The following is a 22,856-nucleotide window of genomic DNA, read 5'->3' on the forward strand; positions in this document are numbered from 1 at the left end:
GCGCACCGCCGCTCCCGTACGGTCGCTGCGAGAGGGTGCACCGGCTTCTAGGAGGGACGGGATGGATCGAGTCAAGCGCGCGGTCGTAGGGGCGGCCGCCGCGGTCATGCTGGGCGTGACTTCAGCCGCGTCCGCGCAGACGGGGCCGGTGTTCGTCAACGGCCAGGCGCAGGTCGTGCCGGCCTTCAACGTCTCGAGCGAGTGGATCCGCCAGCGGCTCTGGGTCGAGACCGAGTTCGACAGCGACGGCGACGGCAAGCGCGACCGCATGCACGTCGACGTCACACGCCCGGCCCAGACGGGCAGCGAAGGGCTGAAGGTGCCCGTGGTCTACGAGACCAGCCCGTACTACGCGGGCACCTCCGGCCCGACGGCGAACCTGTGGGACGTCAACGTGGAGCTCGGTGCGCCGCCGAAGCCGCGCACCTCCCAGCCGGCGATCCCGTTCAACCCGAACCGCACCTCGATCTCGACGAGCGAGGTCAGCACCTGGGTGCCGCGCGGCTTCGCGGTCGTGCACTCCGAGTCCCCGGGCACCGGGCTCTCGCAGGGCTGCCCCACCGTCGGCGGCACGAACGAGAACGACGCGCCGAAGGCCGTCGTCGACTGGCTCAACGGCCGCGCCAAGGGCTACACGACGATCGACGGCACCACCGAGGTCAAGGCCGACTGGTCGACGGGCAAGGTCGGCATGACCGGCACGTCCTACAACGGCACGCTGCCGATCTCCGCCGCCACGACCGGCGTCGACGGCCTCGAGGCGATCATCCCGATCGCGCCCAACACGTCCTACTACCACTACTACCGCTCCAACGGCCTCGTCCGGAACCCGGGCGGCTGGGTCGGCGAGGACATCGACTTCCTCTTCGACTACATCAACAGCGGCGACACGGCGCGGCGCCAGTTCTGTATCGACACCGTCCGCGAGGGCCTGATGAAGCTGCGCCAGGATCGCGTCACCGGCGACTACAACGACTTCTGGGCCGGCCGTGACCAGCTCAACCAGCTCTCGAAGGTCAAGGCCGCGACGCTGATGGCGCACGCCTTCAACGACTGGAACGTGGTGCCCGAGCACAGCGTGCGGATCGCCTCCGCGCTCAAGGGCAAGGTCCCGCTGCAGCAGTTCTACCACCAGGGTGGGCACGGTGGAGCGCCGCCGCTCGGCCTGCGCAACCGCTGGTTCACGCGCTTCCTCTACGGCCAGCAGAACGGGGTCGAGAACGACCCGAAGGCGTGGGTGACGCGTGAGGCGGCGGCCTGTCCGGCGCGGACGGCGACCGTCGTCGGCGAGCAGGCCGGCACCGCCACGCTGACCGTCGGCAGCACGAGCCAGCTCCAGGTCGGCATGACGCTCACGATCCCGCAGGCGGGCACGACGACCGTGACGCGCGCGATCCTCGCCATCCCCAACGCGACCACGGTCGTGCTCGACTCCGCCGTCCCCGGGACGGTTCCGGCCGGTGCCGTCGTGAGCATCGTCTGCTCGACCGCGAACCCGACGCCGTACGGCGACTACCCGAACCCGGCCGCCAGGGCGGTCGAGCTGCGCCCGCAGGCCGGCGGGAACACGACGGGCGCGCTGAGCACGGTCGCGGCGGCGGGCGCCGCGCGCGAGACGGTCGTCGACGACGTGTCCTGCCAGCCGGGCAGCTTCGTCAACGGCGGTCCCCAGCGGCTCCTGTACGCGACCAACGTGCTCACGGCGCCGCTGCACCTCTCGGGCACGCCGAGGATCAAGGTCCGGATGGCGGCGAGCAAGGCGGCCGCGAACCTGTCCGTGTGGCTGGTGGCGCTGCCGTTCACGCCGTCGGTGACCTGCACCTCGACGACGATCAACACCTCGCACGTGATCACGCGCGGCTGGGCCGACCCGCAGAACCGCGGCGCGGTGTCCGGCGGTGCCCCGCTCGTGCCCGGCGAGCTCGTCGACGTCGCGTTCGACCTGCAGCCGACGGACAAGGTCGTGCTGGCCGGCCAGCAGCTCGCGCTGATGGTGTTCTCCAGCGACCGCCTGTTCACGCTGCGGCCGCAGCCGGGCACCGCGGTCACCGTCGACCTGGCCGGCACGTCGTTGTCGCTGCCGGTCGTCGGCGGCTCGAAGACGTTCCTCAACGCCACCGGCGGAGACGAGGGCACGGTCGGCGGGACGGTGCCGGCGACGCTGTCGCTCACGCTCGGCGCGCCCGCCTCGTTCGGCACGTTCACGCCCGGCCGCGGGCAGGACTACACGGCCTCGACCGACGCCACGGTGATCTCCACGGCCGGCGACGCGACGCTGTCGGTCGCCGACACCGGCGCCGACCCGGGATACCTGGTCAACGGTGCGTTCAAGCTCGCCCAGCCGCTCCAGGGGCTCGGCGTCGTCAAGACGTGGAGCGCGCCCGTGTCCAACGAGCAGGTGCCGATCACGTTCAAGCAGGCGATCGGCGAGCAGGAGCCGCTCCGCACCGGCGCCTACGCGAAGACGCTCACCTTCACGCTGTCGACGACAAGTCCCTGAGCCGTGACTCGACGCGGCTGATCAGCTGGGACATGCCGCCCTCCTGCGCCTCGCGAAGCGTCTGGCGCAGGAGGGCCTCGGCGCGCGTGCGGTCGTCGTCCTGGTCACGTGCGAGCAGCATCTCCGCGTACTCGCGGCGCATCAGCGCGACGACCGGTCGCAACGGGCGGTTGACTGCCAAGGCCGTCTCGAAGTGGTGCTCGGCCGCACCGAGGTCGCCACCGGCCGCGCTGAGCAGCGCGAGGAAGCGGTGCGTGGAGCCGAGGTTCGCGGCCTGCGTGACCTGGACCATCCGCTCGCTGTGCGGCTGCAGCAGGCGATAGAGGACGGCCGCCTGCTCGGCGTCGCCGATCAGCGCGCACGTCTCGCCGAGCAGCGCGATCGCCGTGAACCAGAACATGTCGCGCGGGATCGCGGCGAAGTCGTCCGGGGCGAGCGCGCGGAAGGCGGCGACGCCCGCGGCCGTGTTCCCGCCCAGCAGGTGCGCCATCGGGAGGATCGAGCGCCAGGCGACCAGCGCCGGGTTCTGCGCGATGTGGTGCTCGATCGCGCCGACGAAGTCCTGCAGCGCGTCCTCGCGCCGGCGCAGGATCAGCGTCTGGGCGGCGAGGATGGTCGTGGCGTCGCGGGCCTGGGCGCGGCGGCCGAGCTCGAAGCTCTCGCGCGCGAGCCGCTCGGCGTCCTCGACGCGGCCCGCCATCTGCGCCCAGACGACCTCCCAGCCGACGGAGAAGTGGCTGTAGAGCGGCTGGCGCAGCTCGGCGGCGAGCACGGCGAGCCGCCGGTGCGCGTGGCGCGCCTCGTCCACGCGCGCGGCCTCGAGCAGGTCGTAGATGCTCCAGTGTTGCGCGAGCGCCTCCAGCTCGGGCTCGCCGAGGCGCTTGGCGAGCAGCAGCAGCTCCTCGCTCAGCCGCAGGCGCGCGTCGACGTGGTCGATGTGCATGAGCACGCCGTGGCGCGACTCGAGCGCGGCCACGCGCCCGCGCGGGTCGCCGAGCCGCTCGGCCATCGCGAGCGCCTCCTCGCTCAGCCGCGCCCGCTCGTCCGGGCGGCCGGCGAACTGCAGGCGGTCGACGAGCCGGGCACGCAGCCGGATCGCGCTCAGGTGGTCCTCGTCGAAGCCGCGCAGCGCCTCCTCCAGCAGCGCGATGCCCTCCTCGTCGACCACGCCCGCCTCGGCGTGGCGGCCGGACACGCCGAGCGCGGCCTGGGCGAGGGCGTCCCGGTCCCCGGCGGTGCGGGCCGCGTCCGCCGCGGCGGTGAACGTGGCCCGGGCGGCGGGGTCACCGGCGCGCAGCTCGGCCGCGCCGCGCTTGAGCAGCGTCGGCAGGTCGTCGCCCGCGCGCCGGTAGTGCTCAGCCGCCTCGTCGTAGGCGAACGCGCCGAAGGCGGCGTCACCGGCCGCGAGCGCGTAGCCCACGGCCCGCTCCGAGCGCCCTTCGGCGAAGTGGTAGGCGAGCTCGGCGGGCGTCGCGTGGCCCTCCAGCGCCTCGCCGATCCGCAGGTGCAGGCGGGCGCGGCGGGATGCCGACTGCGTCTCGTAGAGCGTCTCGCGCACCAGCGCGTGGGCGTACGTGAAGCGGTCGATCTCGTCGGCCTCGCGGATCAGCCCGGCCGCGACGGCCTCCTCGAGCGCGCCGAGCACGTCCTCGCCCGGAAGCAACGACTCCAGCAGCGGCAGGTCGAACTGGCGGCCGGCCACGGAGGCCACGGCCAGCACCTGGTTCGTCAGCGGGCTGAGCTGGGCGAGGCGCCGCGTGAGCATCTCCTTCACGCCCTCGGGCACCGCGATCCGGCTCAGCGCCCGCTCTTCCAGCTCCGGCAGCGAGCGCAGCGTCTCCTCGATGAAGAACGGGTTGCCCTGGGTCTCCTCGGTCAGACGCCGCACGAACCCGGAGCTCGCCTGGTCGCCGATCAGCGCGCGGGTCTCGTCGGCGGTCAGGCCGTCCAGCGTGAGCTGCTCGAACGACGGCAGCCGGCGCAGGCGTCCGACCAGCTCGCCGAGGTCGGCGGCGCGCGCGGTCCCGACGACCAGCAGCCGCGCCCGCGCCGCGTCCTGCAGCACGTGGCCGAGGAGCTGCAGCGTGCCGGTGTCCGCCCACTGCAGGTCGTCGACGATCAGCACGAGCGGCCGCTCCGCCGCCGCGCCCGCCAGCAGCCGTGCGACGCCTTCGAACAGCCGCCAGCGCCGCAGCTCGGCGTCCTCCGGGGACGCCTCCGGCGGGATGCCGAGCCCGGGCACGAGCCGCGCGACCTCGTCGAGCTCACGGCTCGCGGGCACCGTCGTGTGCGCGACGTAGTGCGAGAGCGCGAGCACGAACGGCTGGTAGGGGATCAGCGATTCGGCGTCCGAGCGGCCGTAGAGGACGGTCGCGCCGTCGTCGTGCGCGCGGCGCGCGAACTCCGTGGCGAGGCGGGTCTTGCCGATGCCCGGCTCACCCGCGATCAGCACGAGCTGGCGCTGGCCGGCCCCGGCGGTGGCGTACCGGGCCTCGAGGGCGCGCAGCGGCTCGGCGCGTCCCGCGAACGCTCCGCGGCTCGTCTCCGGCGCGAGCGTCGGCGGCAGCGGGAGCGGCGCCGACCGCACGCCCGCGGCCGGGCCGGTCGCGACGCTGCGCTCCGGCGCCGTGGCCGGCGCGTCCTCGACCGCGGCGAGCACCGCCCGGCCGAGGTCGCCCGCCGACGGGTAGCGGGCCGCGGGGTCCTTCGCCATCGCGCGCCGCACGACCTCGCCGAGCCGCTCGCTCGCGTCCGGCAGGATCGACAGCACGGACGGCGGCGGCGAGTCGAGGTGCGCGAGCATCGTCGCCGCGGCGGTCTCGCGCGGGTACGGCACCTTGCCGGTGAGCGCCTGGTAGAGCACGCCGCCGAGCGCGTAGACGTCGGCGCGCGCGTCCACGTCCCCGTCCTGCAGCTGCTCCGGCGCGGCGTAGTCGAACGTGCCGATCACCGTCCCGGCGTGGGTGAGCTGCGTGGTCGAGCGCGTGTCCTTCATCAGCCCGAAGTCGGTCAGCACGGCCGTCTCGCCGTCGATCAGGACGTTGGCGGGCTTGACGTCGCGGTGGACGATCCCGGCCTGGTGCGCCGCGTCGAGCGCGTCCGCGACCTGCGCGATCAACCGGGCCGCCCGGGCCGGCTCGAGCCGCTTCTCCTCCCGCAGCAGCCGTGCGAGGTCCGTGCCGTCGACGAACCGCATCGTCACGTACAGCAGGCCGTCCTCCTCGCCGGCGTGGAAGATCGGGATCACGTTCGGGTGCTGGATCGACGCGGTGGCGCGGAACTCGCGCCGGAACCGCCGCCGGAACTCGTCGTCGTCCGAGAAGCCGGGCGCGATCACCTTCAGCGCCACCTCGCGGTCGAGCGGGACGTGCGTCGCGCGGTAGACGACGCCCATGCCGCCGCGGCCGAGCACGCCGCGGATGACGTGGTCGGCGAACTCGGTCCCGGGGGTCAGCTCAGCCACGAGCGCGAGCCTAAAGCAGGCGCACGGACGTGCAACCGCGATGCGGTGCGAGGCGCTCGGCCGGCGCGGTCACGTCGACGTCCGCGCCCTCGAGGGTGACCTCGAGCGTCTTGCCCTGCTTGCGGGCGCGCCACAGCGCGACGGGCGTGCCGTCGCGGGTGACCACGCCGGCGCCGCCGGCCGCGGTCCAGACCCGCTTGCGCCAGGCGGGATCGGGGATGAACGCCTCGCGGTCGCGGCGCTGGAGCTGCGGGTCGCCCGGGGCGAGCAGGCGGACGCCGTCGAGCTGCTCCAGCCGGCCTTCGACGTGGCTGAGCGCCCACAGCCGCTGCGCGTGGGAGCGCGCGAGGCCGGACCACTCGGCGAACGCGGTCGCGTCGGATGGTCCGTAGTGGCCGCGGTAGCGGGCCACGAGCTGCTCCCCGGCGTCGTCGGGTGCGGGCGCGTCCCAGCCGACCAGCTGGTCCGTGCGCGCGAACTCGGGCTGGCGACCCACCCGACCGGAGATGCAGAGCCGTCCCCGCAGCCCGGCGATGACCAGCAGCCCGCGGCGGGCGTGGTGGCTCTTGCAGCCCGCGCACCACGGCAGCAGGGACTCGGGCAGCCGCTGCCGGAGCTCCTCGTGCAAGTCGTCGCGGCTGAGCGCGCGCCCGTCCAGCGCGTCGCTGATCGCGTCCGTGGCGAGGTCGAAGGCGGCGCCGTGGTCGCCCTCGGGAGCGGCGTTCTTGAGCAGGTGGCTGAGCTGGTCCTCGGCGGACGGCAGCTGCGCGGTCGCGTAGGCGGCGACCTCGTCCGCGGGCACGATCGCCGTCGCCGAGCGCGCGTTGTAGAGCGCGACGACCGTCCGGTCCTCGTACAGCGCCCGGTCGAGCGCGCCGACCTCGACCGCCGTGCGGGCGACGAGCGCCGCGATCGCCGCGCCGGGCGGCGAGTCCTGCACGGCCCAGCTTCTCAGCACGTCCAGCATGGCCTGAACGGGTACCACACCCTCGATGCGGTGGTGCGCGCTTGTCCTCGGGCTGATCGTGGTCGGATGCGGCGGTCCGGATCGCGAGGCGTTCGTCCGCGAGGCGAACACCGCCTGCCGTGACCGCGCGGCCGGCCAGGAGGCGCTGGGCGCGCTGCCGACCGACGAGCTGCTGGACGCCTCGACCAAGCTCTATGAGCAGGAGCTCGCCCGGCTGAAGGCGCTCGAGCCGCCCGAGAAGGACCGCGCCGCGCACGCACGCTGGGTGCGCGCGAACGCCGAGGTGGTCGAGGCGTGGCGTCGCTACGCCGCCGACGCCGACAGCCGCGCGGCGCGCGAGCGGGTGCTGGTCCGCTTCGACCGCGCCGCCGAGCTGGCCGGCGAGCTGGGCTTGTCCCAGTGCGACGGCTAATGGTCCAGCGCCCAGCGGAGCGCCCAGCCGGCGACGAGGTCCGCCGGGAGGACGAAGCCTCCGTCCGGCGGCTCCCACTCGGCGGTCAGCGCGTCCACCAGGTCGGCGCGGACCAGATGACCCGGGAACGCGTCGCGCAGCATCGCCTCGGCGAGCGCGCGGCGGGAACGGGTGACGAGCAGCGTCGCGCTGCCGCTGTCGGAGAGCACGTGGAGCGTCCACGTGCCGTCGTCGGACGCGTTGCCGGCGAACAGGCGGCCGGCGAGCTGAGCCGGCGGGCGGAGGGAGCGCGGGGCGGTGGCGGTGGCGGTGGCGGTGAGCATGGCTCCAGCCTTCCGGCCGCGCGTCAGGGTCAGGTATGAGAACCCTGGGAACTTCGTAAGTGAGCGCCGACGCGCCAACTCGTGGCGAAGGGCTCAAGGTCCGTGGCTGACCTGCCGATGACTGGATCGACGAGCCGCCCCCCGCCGGGCGGCTCAACTCGTTAAGCGGCGGTCAGGTGCAGCGCGACGCGCTGCTTGTCGCTCGTCAGGCGCTCCACGCCGCGGATCACGTGGTACTCCGCGCCGTAGGCGTCCTTGAAGGCCTGCTCGATCCGGTCGGTGAACGCGCCGACGCGCGCGGTCGCCTCGACCGTGGGCGCGTCGTCGTCGACCTTGCCGAGGCGCCCGCACGGCCGCAGCGTGACGCGCGGGTTCCCGCGGACGCGCTTGACCTTGCCGCTGCCGTCGATCGTCATCACGACGAGGCCGTCGCCGTCGGGGTCGGCCGTCACCCACACGGTGGTCGGAACGCCCTCGCCGGAGCGGCGGAACGTGGTCAGGGAGACGAACGACTCGTCGGCGAGGTCACGAAGGCTGGTCACGCGCGGCGACGCTAGCGGCTTTACTGGCGGGCATGACCAGCACCCGTGCCGGAGTCGGGATCGTCGTCCGGGACCCGGACGGGCTGATCCTCGTCGGCCGACGGCTCGCAGAGCCCGGCCAGCCGCTCGCGATCCCGGGCGGCAAGCTCGAAGGCGAGGAGACGATCGAGGCCTGCGCGGCGCGCGAGCTTGCCGAGGAGACCGGCATCGAGCTGGATCCGACGACCCTGCGCACGTTCGCGGCCATCCTCGTCGACGGCTGGCTCGTCGCGGGCGTCCTGGCCGAGCCTCAGCAGCCGGTGCAGCCGCACGTGCGCGAGCCGGACAAGTTCGGCGCCTTCGAGTGGATCGACCCGGCGGGGCCGCACGAGCCGCTGTTCGCGCTCACCGCCGCGCTCCTCGCGCAGCTGCGGTCAGCGGGCGCCTGACCGACGGCCCCCGCTCCCTGCGCGTCATCTACCAGCGCACGTTGCGCAGGTAGCTGAGGCCGGCCTGCGCCGTCTTGTACTCCGCCTCCGGGTCGCCCGGATGCGAGAGCGGCGGGTTGTCGTGCTCGACGATGTAGTGCTTGTCGACCCGGCGGCCCTGCCCCGCGGCGAAGATGTCCGGGAAGTCGATCGAGCCGGGCCCGACGTCCTCCCAGTCCTGCTCGTCCGGCCGGTCCTTCCACGTCTTGTCCTTCACGTGGTAGAGCGGATAGCGAGCCGGGTCGCGGCCCAGGTACTCGAGCGGGTTCTCGCCGCCGACGATGATCCAGTACAGGTCCAGCTCGAACTTGACGAGGTTCGCGTCGGTCTCGTTGAGCAGGATGTCGTAGAGCGGCGTGCCGTCCGGCTGCTTGTTCGCGAACTCGAAGTCGTGGTTGTGGTAGAAGAACTGCAACCCGGCCGCCGCCGCCATCGCGCCGGCGCGGTTGAAGCGCTCCGCCAGGTACTTGTACCGGTCCACCGTGTGCGGTCCCGGATGCCAGGCGAACCCGGTGAACTTCTGCCCGAGCGTGTTCGCGTCCTCCAGCGCCTTCGCGTACGCGCTCTCCCACTGCCCGTTGGCCGCGTCGACGTTCAGCGCGTCGTGCCCGGACACCGCGCGGAGCCCGGCGTCGTCGAGCCAGTTGCGGATCTGCCGCGCGTTGAAGCCGTAGTAGCCGGCCATCTCGACCTCGGTGTAGCCGGCCCGGCCGAGCCAGTTGAACATCCGCCGGACCGCCGCCCGGTCACCTTCGGGCAGCAACCGCCGCAACGAATACAGCTGGATGCCGATCCGGTTGTTGGGAACGCTGCCGCGACCCCCGCCGCCGCCCTGCGCCCGCGCTACGGGTGACCATGCCCCGGCGGCCGCAGCCGCCGCGCCCGTGCCGATCGCGGTTCCCAAGAACCGCCGTCGGTTGACGTCATCCATGTTCTTCTCTCTCCCGTTAGAAGTAGTGGACGCAGGCAACCTAACAAGGTGGCTTTCCGCTGAGCGCCGCGCAGAACGTCGGCGTCACGAATCGAACGGAGCGGCGCCGGAATCGAACCGACCCACCGCCGGGTTACGACGGCTGACGAGTTTTGAAGACTCGCTGGGGCACCAGCCCCGGCCACTCCGCGGAGCAGCCTAACGACGCCAAGCCGCGGGCAAGGAAGCCCCAAGCTGCCTGTGGGAGACCTTCCCCATGCAGCCGATCCTCGACATCGCGGACCTCGCCCACCGACGGGAGGCGGCGGAGGCCGTCGCGGACGGCGCCGCGCTCTTCTACGCCTTCGGGAACTTCTGCGCGCTCGCCGCGAAGCCCGACCTGGAGACGCTGCACGCGATGAACGCGCTCAAGGGCCGCCCGCGCGACCAGGTCGGGTCGGTCACGACCACGCCGGAGCTCGGCAACCGCGTCTTCGACTGGGACGCCGTCCGGCTCCCCTGGAGCGCGCTGGTGGCCACGATGGCCGACCTGAACGCGCTCGGCCCGATCGGGTTCCGCGGCCCGGCCGCCGCGCACGTCCCGTCCCACCTGACCGTCGACGGCACCGTCCAGCTGATCACGCCCGGCGACGCCTGCCCGTCCAACGGGCTGGTCGGCAACATCCTCGACCTGATCGGCGAGGAGCACCTGTACATCACGTCGGCGAACGCGAACAAGGACAACACGCACTACGCGATCGCCGAGATCCGCAAGGAGTTCGGCCACCGCGACGACGTCGTCTTCATCGGCCACCGCCACGAGCGAGCGAACCGGCGGCGCTATCCGCACCACCGGCCCTGCTCGACCTCGATCATCGGATTCGACTCAGGGGCGCTCGTGCTCGAGCGCCACGGGTCACTCGACGCGGAGCTGGTTGCCCGCGTCGCCGCCCGGCACGGGCTCGGCCTGCGCATCGCTGCGCACGAGCGCCTGCCCGTTCGTCGTTACCGGCGTCCGCTCCGCGCCGGCCGCCGCGCTCACGTTCTTGCGTGAGCGCCGGCGCGGGCGCTTGACCTTCAGCTCCTGCGCCAGGAAGTAGGAGCCGATCACGAACGCGGCGGCCGCGAGCTGCGCGCCGATCGTCTCCACCGTCGGGTAGATGCCGAGCCACAGCCCCGGCCAGTACGGCAGGCTGACGTCGATCGGCGTGATCGGCAGCCAGCCCGTGCCCTGCATCGTGCGGACGGTCTGGCCGACCATCACGACGAGCACGAAGCCGATGAAGACGCCGGTGACGATCAGCATCTTCTTGTAGGGCAGCTTGCGCTGGAGGAAGAACGTGACGGCGCCGACGGCGAACGTGAGCGCGAGGCCGAGGCCGGCGCCCTCCAGCACGGTCGCGGTGCCGGCGCTCAGCTGCAGCGACTGGAGGAACAGCACCGTCTCGAAGCCCTCGCGGTAGACGCTGGTCAGCCCGAGCACGAACAGGCCGATCGCCTGCGCGGAGATGAACCCCTTGCGCTCGAGCTTCTCGTAGCGCTTGCGCTGGCGGTGGAACTTGGCGATCCACTCGGACCAGTAGACCTTGTGGAAGAACCAGTTCGTGATCAGCAGCAGCACGCCGATGGCGATCAGGCCGACCACCGCCTCGAGCTTCTCGCCGTAGCGCTCCAGCGACTTGAGGATCGTCTGGGCGAGCACCCAGGTGATCATCGAGACGACGAGGCCGGCGAGCGCGCCGATGAACACGGGCCGCCGCAGCCGGCGGCGCATCCCGACCATGCTCGCCGTGATCGCGGCGAGGATGAGGACGCCTTCGAGGCCCTCGCGGAAGACGATGATCGCGCTGTTGGTGACGACGGTCGCCTTGTTGGCGGAGTCGCCGAGGGTGGCGGCGGCGTCGCCGAGCTTGGTGTCCAGCACGAGCCGCGTCTCGCGGATCTGGCGGCGGCCCGCGCGGTTGGCGATCTGCGTCGCGAGGCCGTCCTGGCCGGCGGCGCCGAACCAGATCAGGCCCTCGATGTCCAGCGCGAGGCCGGGGTCGAACGAGCGCAGCCGGCGCTCGGGGCCGAACTCGAAGAACGCGTAGGCCTCGAGCCGCGCCTGCTCGGCCTGGCGGTACTGCCCGGCGCCGACGGCGGCTTCCATCCGGTCCAGCGTCAGGTTGATCAAGTCGTAGTCGGACTCGTCGGTCTCTTCCGTCCACGCCTTGGGCATGGCCGCTTTGAGCGCCGTCTCGGCCTTGGCCTCGACCTGCTCGACCTGCGCGTGCGTGGCGACGCCCTGCTTGGCCTGGTTGGCGTGCTCGACCAGCTTCCCGAGCTCGTCGATCGCGGCGGCGGCGGCTTGCGTGCGCGCCGGATCGCGCTTGGCGAGCTGATCGCGCAGGTCCGCGAACGCGCCGACCGCGCCGGTGCGGAAGGCCACGGCCTCCTGGATCTCGAAGTCGCGCGTGACCTGCGTGTCCTTGACGCCGCGGCCGTACTCGACCGGGACCAGCTCGAGGAACTGCAGCAGCTGCTGGGCGCGGCGGGCCGCCTCCTCCGGCGTGAAGGGCGCGGCGGTGAAGCCGGTGAGCGCGGCCTCGGCGGCGCCGATCGTCTCCGGCAGGTTGGCGAACGCCTCCACGGCGCGCTCGGTCGCCGCCGTGCCGCGGTCCTGCGTGTAGCGGGTGGCGAGGATCGCGAAGTAGCCGCGGGCCTGGGCGGACGCCTCGGCCTGGCGGGCCGGCAGGTTCTGCTCGACGCCGCGACGGACGTCCGCCAGCAGCTCCCGCAGGCGCGCCTGGTAGGCGTCCAGCAGGTCCTTGGTGAGGGCCTGGCGTGCGGCCTGGGGGCTCGTCGTGCGGCGGGCGAGCTGGTCGAGCGCGAGCGTCGCGGCCGCGCCGGGGCGCGTGAAGCGGGTGGCGGTGCGGTACTCGCGCAGCAGCAGCCAGCGGCGGGCGGTGGTGGCGTCGCCGCGGCCGGCGGCCTCGGTCGTGACCGCGTAGGCGCCGCGGAACAGGTTGGCGCGGACGCTGCCGCGGGCGGCGGCGAGCGCGGTGCCGTCATCGGCCTTGACGGCGGCGGCCGCGTCGCTCAGGCCGCGCGTGATCAGCTCGTCGGCGTTGGCGTCGGCGGCTTCGAGCGTGCGGGCGAAGTCGCCGTCGTACGCCTCGCGGGCGCGGGCGACGTCCTTCTCGGCGGTGTCGGCGTCCGAGAGGACGAGCTCGGTCTGGGCGTCGAACAGCCCGTCGATGATCTGGCCTGCGGTCTCCCACGGCTCGGCCGCCTGCGCGGCGGCCGGAGCGATCAAGAGCGCTGCCAGGAGGGCCAGCGCGAAGCGCATCGGCCTAGCTCTCCAGCTGGAGGTTGAGCTTGCCGGCCTGCTGAGAGACCTGCCCGGCGATCGCCTCGGCCCGGCGCTGGGCCTCCGAGCCGAGCGTGTCGGCCTCCTCGGCGGTGAACGTCTTGCCGCCCTCCTCCTCGGTCAGGAGCCGCTCGGCGAACGCGTGCAGCTCCTCGAGCTGCTGCGCGGTCTGGGCGGAGCCCTCGGCGTCGACGCCCTCGATGCTCGGCTTGAGGTTGTCGTAGATCAGGACGATGCCGCCGAGGATGTCGCGGATGTCCGACAGGCGCGAGGTGGCGACGAAGCCCTTCTCCTCGGCCTTGCTGCCGGCGATGAAGCGCGAGTTCTTCCAGGCGTCGAAGTACTCCGACATCGTCGGGGTCATCACGACCACGGCCGTGAAGGCGTCCTCGGGCTTGGGCTGCCAGGCCTTGGCGGCCTCGTCGAGCTCCTTCGCGTACTTGACGAACTCGGTCGTCGCGGCCTGCAGGAACTGCGCGTCGGGCAGCGCCTCGGGGAACGCGACCTTGCCGTCGCCGTCGAGGTCGGCCTCCGCGCCCTTGGCCTGGAACTTGGGCTCGGTGCCGAACGCGGACGTCTCCACCAGCGCGAAGAAGTTGCCGGGCTGCTTGAACTCGCGCCCGTCCTCGGTCTTGAAGCTGAACGGGACCGCGCTCTCGGGGTCGGACCCGTCGCTGCCGGCGTCGATGATCACGTCGTAGTCGGCGAGCTCGGGCACGCCCGCGACGACGCCCTCCATCTCCTCGTAGGCCGGGTTGGCCTCGATGTGGTCGTCCTGGATCTTCTTGACGGCGGCCTGCACGTCCTCGCGCTTGCCGTCGAGCAGCTTGCCGTAGTCGAAGTCCTCCGCCTTGGCGAGGTCGTAGTAGGCCTGCGCGTCCGCCTGCAGCTGCTCGGTCGACGTGACGAGCCGCTGGGTGTGGTCGAGCAGGTACGTCTTGATCGCGTCGAGGTCCGCCGTCTGCGCGCTCTGCGTCGCGGACGGCGTCGACTCGGTGGAGGCGTTCGGTTCATCGTCGCTGCCGCACGCGCTGGCGAACACGGCAAGGCAGGCGACCACAGCAAGGATGGAGCGCGACATGGACCCTCGGGGGCATTCGGGAGTTAGGGGACCCGAATACCTATCAGATGAGTCGGAATAGCGCAGCCTCGCGTTCCGCGCTCATCGGCTGCGGACGGTGTTCTGACCGCCAGTCGTGCAGCTCCTCCGCGCCGCCGTTCTCCAGCCAGATCCGCACGTCCCGCACGGTTTCCGCGACCGGCCGCGTGGTCAGCCCCGCCGCCTGCGCACGCGTGGTGTCGATGCGCCAGGTTCCCGCATATCTCGCCGCCGGCAGCCACATCGGCAGCTCGACCCACTCCTGGACCTCGGCCTGCTCGAGCCGCTCGTCGGGGATCCAGACGAGCTCCGCCTCGTCGCCGGCGGCGCCGAGCAGCTCGCCCCAGGTCGTCTGCCCGATCGGGCCCGTTCCGTTGAACGCGCCCGCGGTGCGCTGCTCCGCGAGGTCGACCAGGAACCGCGCCAGATCCCGGGCATCGATGATCTGCAGCTCGTTCTCCGGCCGCCCGGGGGCCGGCACCCTCCCGCCCCGCATGACCCGGCTCACCCACCACGGCAGCCGGAACACGTTGTCGTGCGGCCCGACGATGAGCCCGGCCCGCACCGTCGCGAACCGCCCGCCCATCGCTTCGTGCGCCGCCCGCTCGGCCGCCGCCTTGCCCTGCCCGTACCCCTCGCCCTCCTGCCACGTCGGCGAGTCCTCGCTGACCGGCCGGTCGGGCCAGTCGGGATACACGTTGCAGCTCGACACGAACACGTAGTGCCCGAGGTCGAGCCCCGCGCTGGCGCCGACCGTGTCCGCGTCATAGCCGGACGTGTCGATCGCGGCGTCCCAGCCGCGGCCTTCGAGCGGCGTGACGTCCGCGCGGTCCCCCTTGACGTGCTCGGCGTGCGCGTGCGGCGTGCCGTGCAGCCCGCGCGAGTACGTCGTCACTTCATGGCCGCGGGCGAGCGCCTCGTCGACCACATGGCGGCCGAGGAAGACGGTCCCGCCGAGTACGAGCAGCTTCATATGCGCAACCTATCAGTTGCGCGAATACCGTCTGGGTAGTTTCCGTTCCGGATTCCGTAACTCGGACTACCCACCCCGGGGGGACCGCGGGCGTGCCGTCGCCGTTCAGGGCAACCCGTGTTCGAGCGCGCCCTTCACGGACGCGTCCAGCGCGTTCAGCCGGTACAGGGCCAGCGCCTCCGCCGACCCGAAGCGCCGCCCCGGCGCCGTGTCCGCCCCGTGGTGCGTCAACACGCAGTGCAGCAGCGGCAACCGCCGCTCGTCCGGCAGCGGATAGGCCGCCAGCAGCTGCTGGCCCAGGACCACGTGCCCGAGCAGGCGGCCCTCGTCGCTCAGGCCGATCTCGGCGCCGTAGGTGAACTCGCGCGTCTTGCCGAGGTCGTGGACCAGGGCCGCGGTGATCAGCAGGTCGGAGTTCAGGCGCGGGTGGAGCTGGCAGGCCTCCAGGGCGAGCGTCCCGACCGCGACCGTGTGTTCGAGCAACCCGCCGAGGTAGGCGTGGTGCCCCGACCGCGTGCACGGTGCGCGGCGCCACTGCACGCGGAGGTTCGCGTCGCCCAGGACGGCGTCGAGGAAGCCGCGGTACGCTGGGTCGTGGACCTCGCGCGCGAGGTGCTCGAGGAAGCCGTCGAGCTCGTCGAGGTCGCGGTAGGCGACGGGCAGGAACGCGGCCGGGTCCGACGACTCGACCTTCATGATCGCGCGGACCTCGAGCTGGAGCTCGTCGCGGAAGCGCTCGACGCGGCCGGCCACGCGGACGAGGTCGCCCTTCTCGAAGCGGCCGGCGAGGACGTCGGCGTCGCGGAAGGCGCGGCCGGGGATCGCGCCGGTCTTGTCGCGGAACTCGAGCGCGAGGTAGGGGGAGCCCGAACGGGCGGTCAGGCGGTCCTTACGCGAGCAGGCGAAGACCGCGTCGACGGCGTCTCCGGCGCGGAGCGAGGCGATCGTGGTGTCGGTCGGGGCGGTCATCGCGAGCGGCTCCATCTTGACGCGGTACCGTGAAGTGAATGCAGCCGCTGCGCTGGGAGCGCCGTCCAGATGGCCTGCGGGCCCCCGCGCTCGTGTGTGCCTTCAAGGGCTGGAACGACGCAGGCGAGTCCGCCACGTCGGCCCTGTCCTTCGTGGCCTCGAGCCTCGGCGCGGAGTCGTTCGCGCGGATCGACGCCGAGGAGTTCGTCGACTTCCAGAACACGCGCCCGACGGTGCGGCTGGTGGACGGCTCGTCGCGCGCGATCGACTGGCCCGACTACGAGCTCCACGCCGTGCGGATCCCACGCGCGCCGCGGGATCTCGTGCTGCTGTCCGGACCCGAGCCGGCGTTCCGCTGGCGCACGTTCAGCCGCGTGGTCGTCGACCTGGCCGAGGCGCTCGGCGTCCAGATGGGCGTCCTCCTGGGCGCGCTGCTGGCCGACGTGCCGCACTCGCGTCCCGTCTCGGTGACGGCCCACGCGTCCGATCCGGGCCTGGTCGAGCGGCTCGCGCTGACGCCGCCGACCTACGAGGGCCCGACCGGCATCGTCGGCGTGCTCCACCAGGCCTTCACGGACGCCGGCCTGCCCGCCGCCTCGCTGTGGGCCGCCGTGCCGCACTACGTCGCCGTCGCGCCGAACCCGAAGGGCGCGCTCGCGCTGCTGCGCCGCCTCGAGTCGCTCGTCGGCGTGACCGTCGACGCGACCGACCTCGAGGACGCGGCCACCGAGTACGAGACGCAGGTCTCCCGCGCGGTCGAGCTGGACCCCGACGTGCAGGCCTTCGTCGAGCGCCTCGAGCGTGCCGCCGACGAGGAATCCGGCCGCCCGGACCCGGGCAGCCTCCCGTCCGGCGACGTGATCGCCCGCGAGTTCCAGCGCTTCCTCAAGCAGCGCGGCAGCGAACCAAACTAAGGGGGGACATCCCCTCCGCCCCACCCCGATCATCCGACCTTAGGTCAACGCTCGGCCGCAGGACACGCGATCCGGTAGTCGCACATCGAGCAGGCCGACCATGACGGCGTCGGCTCGAAGCCCTGCGACTGGATGCCGTCGGCGACGGTCATCACCGTCTCGGTGATCCAGTCGCGGTCCTGCTCGGAGCGCTCGACCGGCACCTTCTCGTCGTCGAGCACGTAGTAGTAGGCCTGGGAGGCGGCGTCGAGCTCCCACGACTCGCGTGCGCCGACCGCGTAGAGCGACAGCTGCACGTCCTCGCGCAGCTGCGCGGGCGTCTTCGGGCGACCGGTCTTGTAGTCGATCAGCTCGTAGCCGCCGTCGGGCTTGCGGTCCACGCGGTCCACGCGCCCGCGCAAGACGTGCGGGCCCATCCGGAACTGGAAGGACTTCTCGAACCACACCGGCTCGCCGTCCTCCTCCTTGAAGCGATCGTGGTAGCGCACCAGCGCGGAGGTCGCCTTCGCGCGGAACTGGCGCTCCTCCTCGGAATCCCCGAAGCCGCCGCGGCGCCAGCCGGCCTCCAGCAGGCCCAGCAGCTCCGGCAGCCCGGCGTCGGCCGCGCCGTGGTAGCGCTCGAGCACCTGGTGGACGAGGATGCCGAAGCGCTGGTTCATCGTCGGCTCGCTCGGGATCCGGAAGACCCGCGCGAACTTGTACTTGAGCGGGCACGAGCGGTAGGTCTCGATGTCCGTGGCGCTGAGCAGCAGCCCGTCGCCGCGCTGCGGCAGGAACGGCTCCAGCGACGGCTCGTTGCGCTTGGCGACGGCCCGCGCGCGGGCCTGCTCGTCGCGCTCGGCGTCCAGCAGGTACTCGTCCAGCGCGCTCGTCTGCAGGATCTCGCGCTGCTCGCTCGTCGCCGCCTGCAGCAGGCGCGCGTTGATGTCCGGCAGCGCCTCCTCGACCGACAGCTCGCCGGACCGCGTGCGCTCCAGCAGCGCGCTCAGCTTCAGCAGCTCCAGGTAGCGGACGACCGCGTGCGACACGTCGAGGTCCGTGTCGAAGCGCAGCTCGCCGAGCCGCCCGCCGACCTCCGCGACCGTCGTCAGCAGCTCGTCGCGCAGGAGCCGGAACGTCGACTGCAGCGTCTCCGCCGGCCCGAACAGCTCCTCCTCGCGCGGTTCCCACTCGCCGCCGACCGCCGCGCGCGCCTCCTCGGCGAACGGCGACGGCTGCTGGATCGCGCCCTTGTCCGTCTTTTCCGGATAGGCGAGCACGAGCCGGGAGCGCGCGCGGGTCATGGCCACGTGCAGCAGGCGCCGCATCCCCGCCGCGTGCGTCTCGCGCGACGCGCGCGGGAGCGCCTCCTTGAGCAGCGCGTCCGCGATCGGCTCGAGCGTCTGGCGCCGCGGGCCGGGCATCCGCGCGCTCATCAGCCCCAGCACGAAGACGTGCTCGAACTCGTGGCCCTTCGCGTCGTGCATCGTCATCACGCGCACGCCGCGGGCCGACTCCGCGCCCGTCGCCTCCTCCTCGCGCAGCCCCGCGTCCGCCACGGCCGCGATCGACCGCGCGAACTCGCGCGCCGTGGCCTGCGGCGCCCTGCGCACGTACGCCGCCGCGATCTCCGCGAAGCGCGCGAGGTTGCGCAGCCGCTCGACCACCTCGGTCGTCGCCGCGAACAGCAATTGCCGGCGCAGGCCGAGCCGCTCCACCAGCCGGTGCACGTACAGGTCGGGACGCGTGGTGTCGATCGCGCCCGCCGCGCTGCGGTAGAGCTTGAGGAAGACCTGGATGCGGTCGCGCGCCTCCGGCGGGATCTGCGGCGACTCCAGGGCCGCGCTGAGCGCCGCGACCATGTCCAGCTTGCGCCGCCGCGCGATCTGCGTCACGCGGGCGAGGTCGACCGCGCGCAGCTCGACCGGCGAGCGTGCCAGCGCGCGCACCACGGCGCCGGCGTCGCCCGGGTCGACGAGCAGCCGCAGCCACGCGATCAGGTCGCGGATCTCCGCGCGCTGGAAGAACGCCGCGGCGCCGGACAGGTAGTACGGCACGGCGCGCTCCTCGAACGCGACCGCCACGGCCTGCCCCTCGGCCCGCACGGACCGCACGAGCACGCAGATGTCCTCCGGGGCGCACGTGCCGCGGGCGATCAGGCGCTCCACCTCGGCCGCGACGGCCTGCGCCTGCGCCCGCTCGGACGAGCATTGCCAGAACGCGACCTCACCCTCGGCGGCGGTGTCGGCCGCGACCAGCGTCTTGTCCAGGCGGTCCTCGATCGGCTCCACGACGGCCTGCGCCGCGCGCACGACCGAGCGCGAGGACCGCAGCGACGTGTTCAGGCGGATGACGGTCGCCAGCGGCCACTCGGCGCGGAAGTCGCGGATGTTCTTGGTCGCCGCGCCGCGGTAGCGGTGGATCGCCTGGTCGTCGTCGGCGAACGCGCTGATCCCGCCGTGCTCGGCGACGAGCAGCCGCAGCAGCAGGCCCTGGGCGAAGCTCGCGTCCTGCAGCTCGTCGACCAGCACGTGCCGGTAGCGCTTGGCGAGCCGCGTGCGGACGTGCGGCTTCTCACGCAGCAGCCGGAAGGCGTGCAGGACGAGATCGCCGGTGTCGAGCGCTCCCGCCTCGTTCAGCAGCGCGTCGTGGGCGGCGAACAGCGCCGCGAACTCGCGCTCGCGCGCGCCGAGCGGATCCTCGGGCAGGCGCGCCGCCCAGGCCCGGTAGTCCGCGGCCGAGACCAGCTCCTCCTTGAGGTGGTCGATCCGGCGGACGATCTCCCCGAGCGTCGCCGACGGGTTCCCGCGCAGGTCGTGGTGGCGCAGCGGAAGGGCGTTGATGTGCTCCAGGAGCATCGCGAGGCGGTCGGCGGCGGCCACGGGCGTCGCGAACGGGTCCACGCCCGCCTCCAGCGCCTCGTCGCGCAGCAGCCGCGCGCACAGGCCGCTGAACGTCGTGACCGACAGCTCGTCGTAGGAGACGGTGAGCCGCTCCTCGATCCGCTCGCGCAGGGAGTCGGCGTCAAGGGTGAGCGCGAGCAACTCGTCCGGCGGGCGCAGCGCGGCCAGGCGCACGAACCGCTCGACGAGCGCGGTCGTCTTGCCCGTGCCGGCGCCACCGAGCACGAGGAGCGGGCCGCCGGCATGCTCGACGGCCTCGCGCTGGGCGGAGGTCGGCTCGAGCACGGCAGGCACCGCCGTAGGATAGGCCCGCATGGCCGCCGACTCAGCCCCTGACTGGCTTGGAGCGTGTCGGCGATCCGCCGACGCGATCCGGGAGATGCTCTCCGACCGCCCGACGATCGCCGAGCGCGTGATCGAGACCGGCACCCGCGGCGAGGGCGGTGACAAGACCCTCGAGATCGACCAGGCCGCCGAGGACTTCGTCTTCGCCGAGCTGAAGAAGCTGCACGACGCGGGCGCGCGTTTCACCGCCATCAGCGAGGAGGCCGGCACCGTCGACTTCGGGTCCTCCGACGTGCTCGTGGTGATCGACCCGATCGACGGCTCGGTCAACGCGAAGCGCGGCCTGCCCCACCACGCGCTGTCCGTCGCGGTCGCCGAGGGCGCAACCATGGCTGACGTGGTGTTCGGGTTCGTACAGGACTTCGGGCCCAACGAGGAATGGGTCGCGGCGCGCGGCGAGGGCGCGACGCTCGACGGGATCGAGCTCGACTGCTCGATCGGCGAGCGCCGGACGAGCGACGGCAAGCTCGAGGTGCTCGGCATCGAGTCGGCCGACCCGCGCTGGGTCGTGCAGTCGGCGGACGCGCTCGCCGACACCGCGCACCGGCTGCGCGCGATCGGCGCGATCGCCGTGTCACTGTGCCAGGTGGCGGCCGGCCGGTTCGACGCGATGGCGTCGCTGAAGCGCTGCCGTGCCGTCGACGCGGCCGCCGCGCAGCTGATCGTCCGCGAGGCGGGCGGGCTCGTCGAGTTCATCGCCTACGACGACCCGCTGGCCGCGCCGCTCGACCTCGAGCCGCGCTCGCCGGTGATCGCCGCGCGCACCGAGACCGGTCTCGCGGGCGTGCGCCGGGTTCCCGCCTGGCCTTAGCCTCCTCTGAGGGCGCCCTGGCATGCTGGGCCAGGTGATCGACTGGAAGCTCGCCGGGACCGTGGCCCGCGGCGTCGCCAACCTGCAGCCCAGCGGCAACCCGGAGCCGTTCGAGCAGCTGGCCGCGCCGGCCGTCGAGGCCGAGCGCCTCGTCTCCGCGTACACCGGGCTGGTGGCGGCGCAGCCCGTGCCCGTCGCCGAGGCGGTCGAGCGACCGGGCTGGATCGACGCGAACCTCGCCTCGCTGCAGACCGTGCTCACGCCCGCGACCGAGCGGCTCAACGGCAAGCTCGGCCCGCTGGGCGTCGTGGCCGGCGGCGTGATGGCGATCGAGGCGGGCGCGATCAGCGGCTTCCTCGCCGGGCGCGTGCTCGGCCAGTACGAGTTCCCGGTCCTGGAGCCGGACCGGCCCGCGCGGCTGCTGTTCGTCACGCCGAACCTGGCCCAGGCGGCGGAGTCGCTGGAGGCGGACGCCGACCAGCTCCTGCGCTGGGTCGCGCTGCACGAGATGACGCACGCGCTGCAGTTCGGCGGCGTGCCCTGGCTGCGCGAGCACCTCGCCGGGATGCTCCGCGAGCTGCTCGGCGGGCTGCAGATAAACCCGGCGTCGATGCTGCGTGTGCCCGACCTCACAGATCTGCGCGCGATGCTCGAGCGGGTCCGCGAGGACGGTCTCGCGACCGTGATGATCGGGGCCGACAAGCGCGAGACCCTGGACCGCGTGCAGGCGTTCATGGCCGTGCTCGAGGGCTACGCCGAGCACGTGATGGACGCGGTCGGCGCGGACGTGCTGGACGACCTGCCGGCGCTCCGCAGCGCGCTGTCGCGCCGGCGCCGGGACCGCTCTGGCCTGCTGAAGATCCTGGAACGGCTGATCGGTATGGACCTCAAGCTCAAGCAGTACGAGCTGGGCAAGCAGTTCTGCGACGGCGTGGTCGCCCGCGCCGGGATCGACGGCCTCAACCGGGTCTGGCTGGCGCCCGAGACCATGCCCACGTGGGCCGAGCTGAGCGACCCGGCCGGGTGGCTCGCGCGCACCGAACGCGTCGAACCAGCGTTCTGATCCGCACAAACTTCTGGGTGGTTTACCGCTCGTTCACGGCTGGTATCCCAGTTAGTGCTACAAACTGAGGCACAAGTTGTAACCCGTCCAGGGCTTCGGTTTACGTACATATGTTCGGCCGCATCGAGCGAGGCGAACATAGTCTTAAGACTCCGAGCAGGAAAGGACAGGGGATCGTCCTAATGGCCGAGAACACCACCTCCACTTCCACCACGACGTCGACGGCGAAGAAGCCGGCGGCTGCCAAGCGCAAGCCCGCTGCCGCCAAGCGCAAGCCCGCCGCGCGCCGCGCCACGGCCACCACGCCGTCGCGCACGACGGGTCGTCGCGTCCGCACGCAGGCCGCCAACGAGACGCGTGAGGCCGCCTCCGCGCAGGCCCGCGCCGCGCGCATCACGGCCGAGCAGGGCAAGTCGCTCGCCGAGCGCGCCGCGCTCACCTACATCGGCGCCACGCTGGAGGCGCGCGACCGCGTCGTCGGCGCCGCCACCACGATCGTCGACACCTTCGGCACGCGCAAGGCGGCCGGCCGTGAGCTGAACAAGCTCCAGGGCCGCTACGAGCGCCGCGGCGCCAAGGCCCGCAACGGCCTCGAGCGCGACGTCAAGAAGGCCCGCACGCGCCTCGAGCGCACGGTCCGCCGCAACCGCAACGCCGTCGAGCGTGACGCCGAGCGCCGCAGCAACGTCGTCACCGAGCAGCTCGCAGGCGTCTCCTCGCGCGTCGAGGGCGTCGCCCAGGTCGGCCTCGCCACCGCCACGCGCGTGGGCACGATCGCCAGGGAGCGCGTCACGGCGCTCGTGTAGCACCGGTTTCCCCCGCCCGCACCGGAGAGGGTGCGGCCCGCGGGTAAGCCTGCCGACCTCA

Annotated in this window: 17 protein-coding genes, 1 tRNA gene and 1 pseudogene; 8 read left to right on the forward strand and 11 right to left on the reverse strand. The window is 72.8% G+C overall.

Annotated features, from left to right (window positions below):
• Positions 1-106: 106 nt before the first annotated feature.
• Positions 107-1,249, forward strand: a pseudogene (locus tag C8N24_RS35550) (CocE/NonD family hydrolase); the annotation flags it as partial.
• A gap of 96 nt (positions 1,250-1,345) precedes the next feature.
• Positions 1,346-2,500 carry a CocE/NonD family hydrolase C-terminal non-catalytic domain-containing protein gene (locus tag C8N24_RS35555; RefSeq protein ID WP_342794567.1) on the forward strand — a complete coding sequence of 385 codons (1,155 nt, stop codon included), beginning with the start codon at positions 1,346-1,348 and terminating at the stop codon, positions 2,498-2,500.
• Here C8N24_RS35555 and C8N24_RS12340 read toward each other — a convergent pair.
• Both C8N24_RS12340 and C8N24_RS12345 read right to left on the reverse strand, forming a co-directional pair.
• Complete coding sequence (locus C8N24_RS12340) at positions 2,475-5,963, reverse strand: serine/threonine-protein kinase (protein WP_121250319.1); 3,489 nt, start codon at positions 5,961-5,963, stop codon at positions 2,475-2,477. The two genes, C8N24_RS35555 and C8N24_RS12340, sit on opposite strands and share 26 nt — an antisense overlap.
• A gap of 10 nt (positions 5,964-5,973) precedes the next feature.
• On the reverse strand, positions 5,974-6,930 hold the full coding sequence (locus tag C8N24_RS12345) for a DNA glycosylase AlkZ-like family protein (RefSeq protein ID WP_121250320.1): 957 nt from the start codon (positions 6,928-6,930) through the stop codon (positions 5,974-5,976).
• Between the two features lie 25 nt (positions 6,931-6,955).
• Between C8N24_RS12345 and C8N24_RS12350 the strand changes: the two genes are divergently transcribed.
• Positions 6,956-7,342 carry a hypothetical protein gene (locus tag C8N24_RS12350; protein WP_121250321.1) on the forward strand — a complete coding sequence of 129 codons (387 nt, stop codon included), beginning with the start codon at positions 6,956-6,958 and terminating at the stop codon, positions 7,340-7,342.
• Here C8N24_RS12350 and C8N24_RS12355 read toward each other — a convergent pair.
• Both C8N24_RS12355 and C8N24_RS12360 read right to left on the reverse strand, forming a co-directional pair.
• On the reverse strand, positions 7,339-7,665 hold the full coding sequence (locus tag C8N24_RS12355; protein WP_121250322.1) for a hypothetical protein: 327 nt from the start codon (positions 7,663-7,665) through the stop codon (positions 7,339-7,341). The two genes, C8N24_RS12350 and C8N24_RS12355, sit on opposite strands and share 4 nt — an antisense overlap.
• Positions 7,666-7,826: 161 nt before the next feature.
• Positions 7,827-8,207 (reverse strand): PPOX class F420-dependent oxidoreductase, encoded by a 381-nt coding sequence (locus C8N24_RS12360; protein WP_121250323.1) that lies wholly within the window; start codon positions 8,205-8,207, stop codon positions 7,827-7,829.
• Between the two features lie 32 nt (positions 8,208-8,239).
• Here C8N24_RS12360 and C8N24_RS12365 point away from each other — a divergent pair, with 32 nt between their 5' ends.
• Entirely contained in the window at positions 8,240-8,635 is a 396-nt protein-coding gene (locus C8N24_RS12365; protein ID WP_121250324.1) for an NUDIX domain-containing protein, read from the forward strand.
• Positions 8,636-8,663: 28 nt separating this feature from the next.
• Here the strand turns inward: C8N24_RS12365 and C8N24_RS12370 are convergent, their stop codons facing one another.
• The 6 genes from C8N24_RS12370 to C8N24_RS12390 all read right to left on the reverse strand — a co-directional run bounded on the left by C8N24_RS12370 (position 8,664) and on the right by C8N24_RS12390 (position 15,989).
• Positions 8,664-9,605 (reverse strand): sugar phosphate isomerase/epimerase family protein, encoded by a 942-nt coding sequence (locus C8N24_RS12370; RefSeq protein WP_121250325.1) that lies wholly within the window; start codon positions 9,603-9,605, stop codon positions 8,664-8,666.
• A gap of 96 nt (positions 9,606-9,701) precedes the next feature.
• A tRNA-Sec gene (locus C8N24_RS33915) sits at positions 9,702-9,793 on the reverse strand.
• Positions 9,794-10,500: 707 nt separating this feature from the next.
• Entirely contained in the window at positions 10,501-12,912 is a 2,412-nt protein-coding gene (locus C8N24_RS12375) for an FTR1 family protein (RefSeq protein ID WP_121250326.1), read from the reverse strand.
• 4 nt (positions 12,913-12,916) lie between these two features.
• A complete protein-coding gene (locus tag C8N24_RS12380) occupies positions 12,917-14,014 on the reverse strand; it encodes an imelysin family protein (RefSeq protein ID WP_147447759.1) in 1,098 nt (365 codons plus the stop codon).
• A 43-nt stretch (positions 14,015-14,057) separates the two neighbouring features.
• Complete coding sequence (locus tag C8N24_RS12385) at positions 14,058-15,005, reverse strand: NAD-dependent epimerase/dehydratase family protein (protein WP_121250328.1); 948 nt, start codon at positions 15,003-15,005, stop codon at positions 14,058-14,060.
• Between the two features lie 105 nt (positions 15,006-15,110).
• On the reverse strand, positions 15,111-15,989 hold the full coding sequence (locus C8N24_RS12390; protein ID WP_245971839.1) for an HD domain-containing protein: 879 nt from the start codon (positions 15,987-15,989) through the stop codon (positions 15,111-15,113).
• A gap of 23 nt (positions 15,990-16,012) precedes the next feature.
• Between C8N24_RS12390 and C8N24_RS12395 the strand changes: the two genes are divergently transcribed.
• Complete coding sequence (locus C8N24_RS12395) at positions 16,013-16,888, forward strand: PAC2 family protein (protein ID WP_121250329.1); 876 nt, start codon at positions 16,013-16,015, stop codon at positions 16,886-16,888.
• 44 nt (positions 16,889-16,932) lie between these two features.
• Here the strand turns inward: C8N24_RS12395 and C8N24_RS12400 are convergent, their stop codons facing one another.
• On the reverse strand, positions 16,933-20,064 hold the full coding sequence (locus tag C8N24_RS12400) for an ATP-dependent helicase (RefSeq protein ID WP_170179041.1): 3,132 nt from the start codon (positions 20,062-20,064) through the stop codon (positions 16,933-16,935).
• A 19-nt stretch (positions 20,065-20,083) separates the two neighbouring features.
• Between C8N24_RS12400 and C8N24_RS12405 the strand changes: the two genes are divergently transcribed.
• The 3 genes from C8N24_RS12405 to C8N24_RS12415 all read left to right on the forward strand — a co-directional run bounded on the left by C8N24_RS12405 (position 20,084) and on the right by C8N24_RS12415 (position 22,795).
• Entirely contained in the window at positions 20,084-20,926 is an 843-nt protein-coding gene (locus C8N24_RS12405) for an inositol monophosphatase family protein (protein WP_121250331.1), read from the forward strand.
• Between the two features lie 22 nt (positions 20,927-20,948).
• On the forward strand, positions 20,949-21,989 hold the full coding sequence (locus C8N24_RS12410; protein WP_121250332.1) for a zinc-dependent metalloprotease: 1,041 nt from the start codon (positions 20,949-20,951) through the stop codon (positions 21,987-21,989).
• A gap of 182 nt (positions 21,990-22,171) precedes the next feature.
• Positions 22,172-22,795 carry a hypothetical protein gene (locus C8N24_RS12415; protein ID WP_121250333.1) on the forward strand — a complete coding sequence of 208 codons (624 nt, stop codon included), beginning with the start codon at positions 22,172-22,174 and terminating at the stop codon, positions 22,793-22,795.
• Positions 22,796-22,856: the final 61 nt, after the last annotated feature.

The sequence above is a fragment of the Solirubrobacter pauli genome (genome assembly GCF_003633755.1).
In the GTDB taxonomy this organism is placed as follows: Bacteria; Actinomycetota; Thermoleophilia; order Solirubrobacterales; family Solirubrobacteraceae; genus Solirubrobacter; species Solirubrobacter pauli.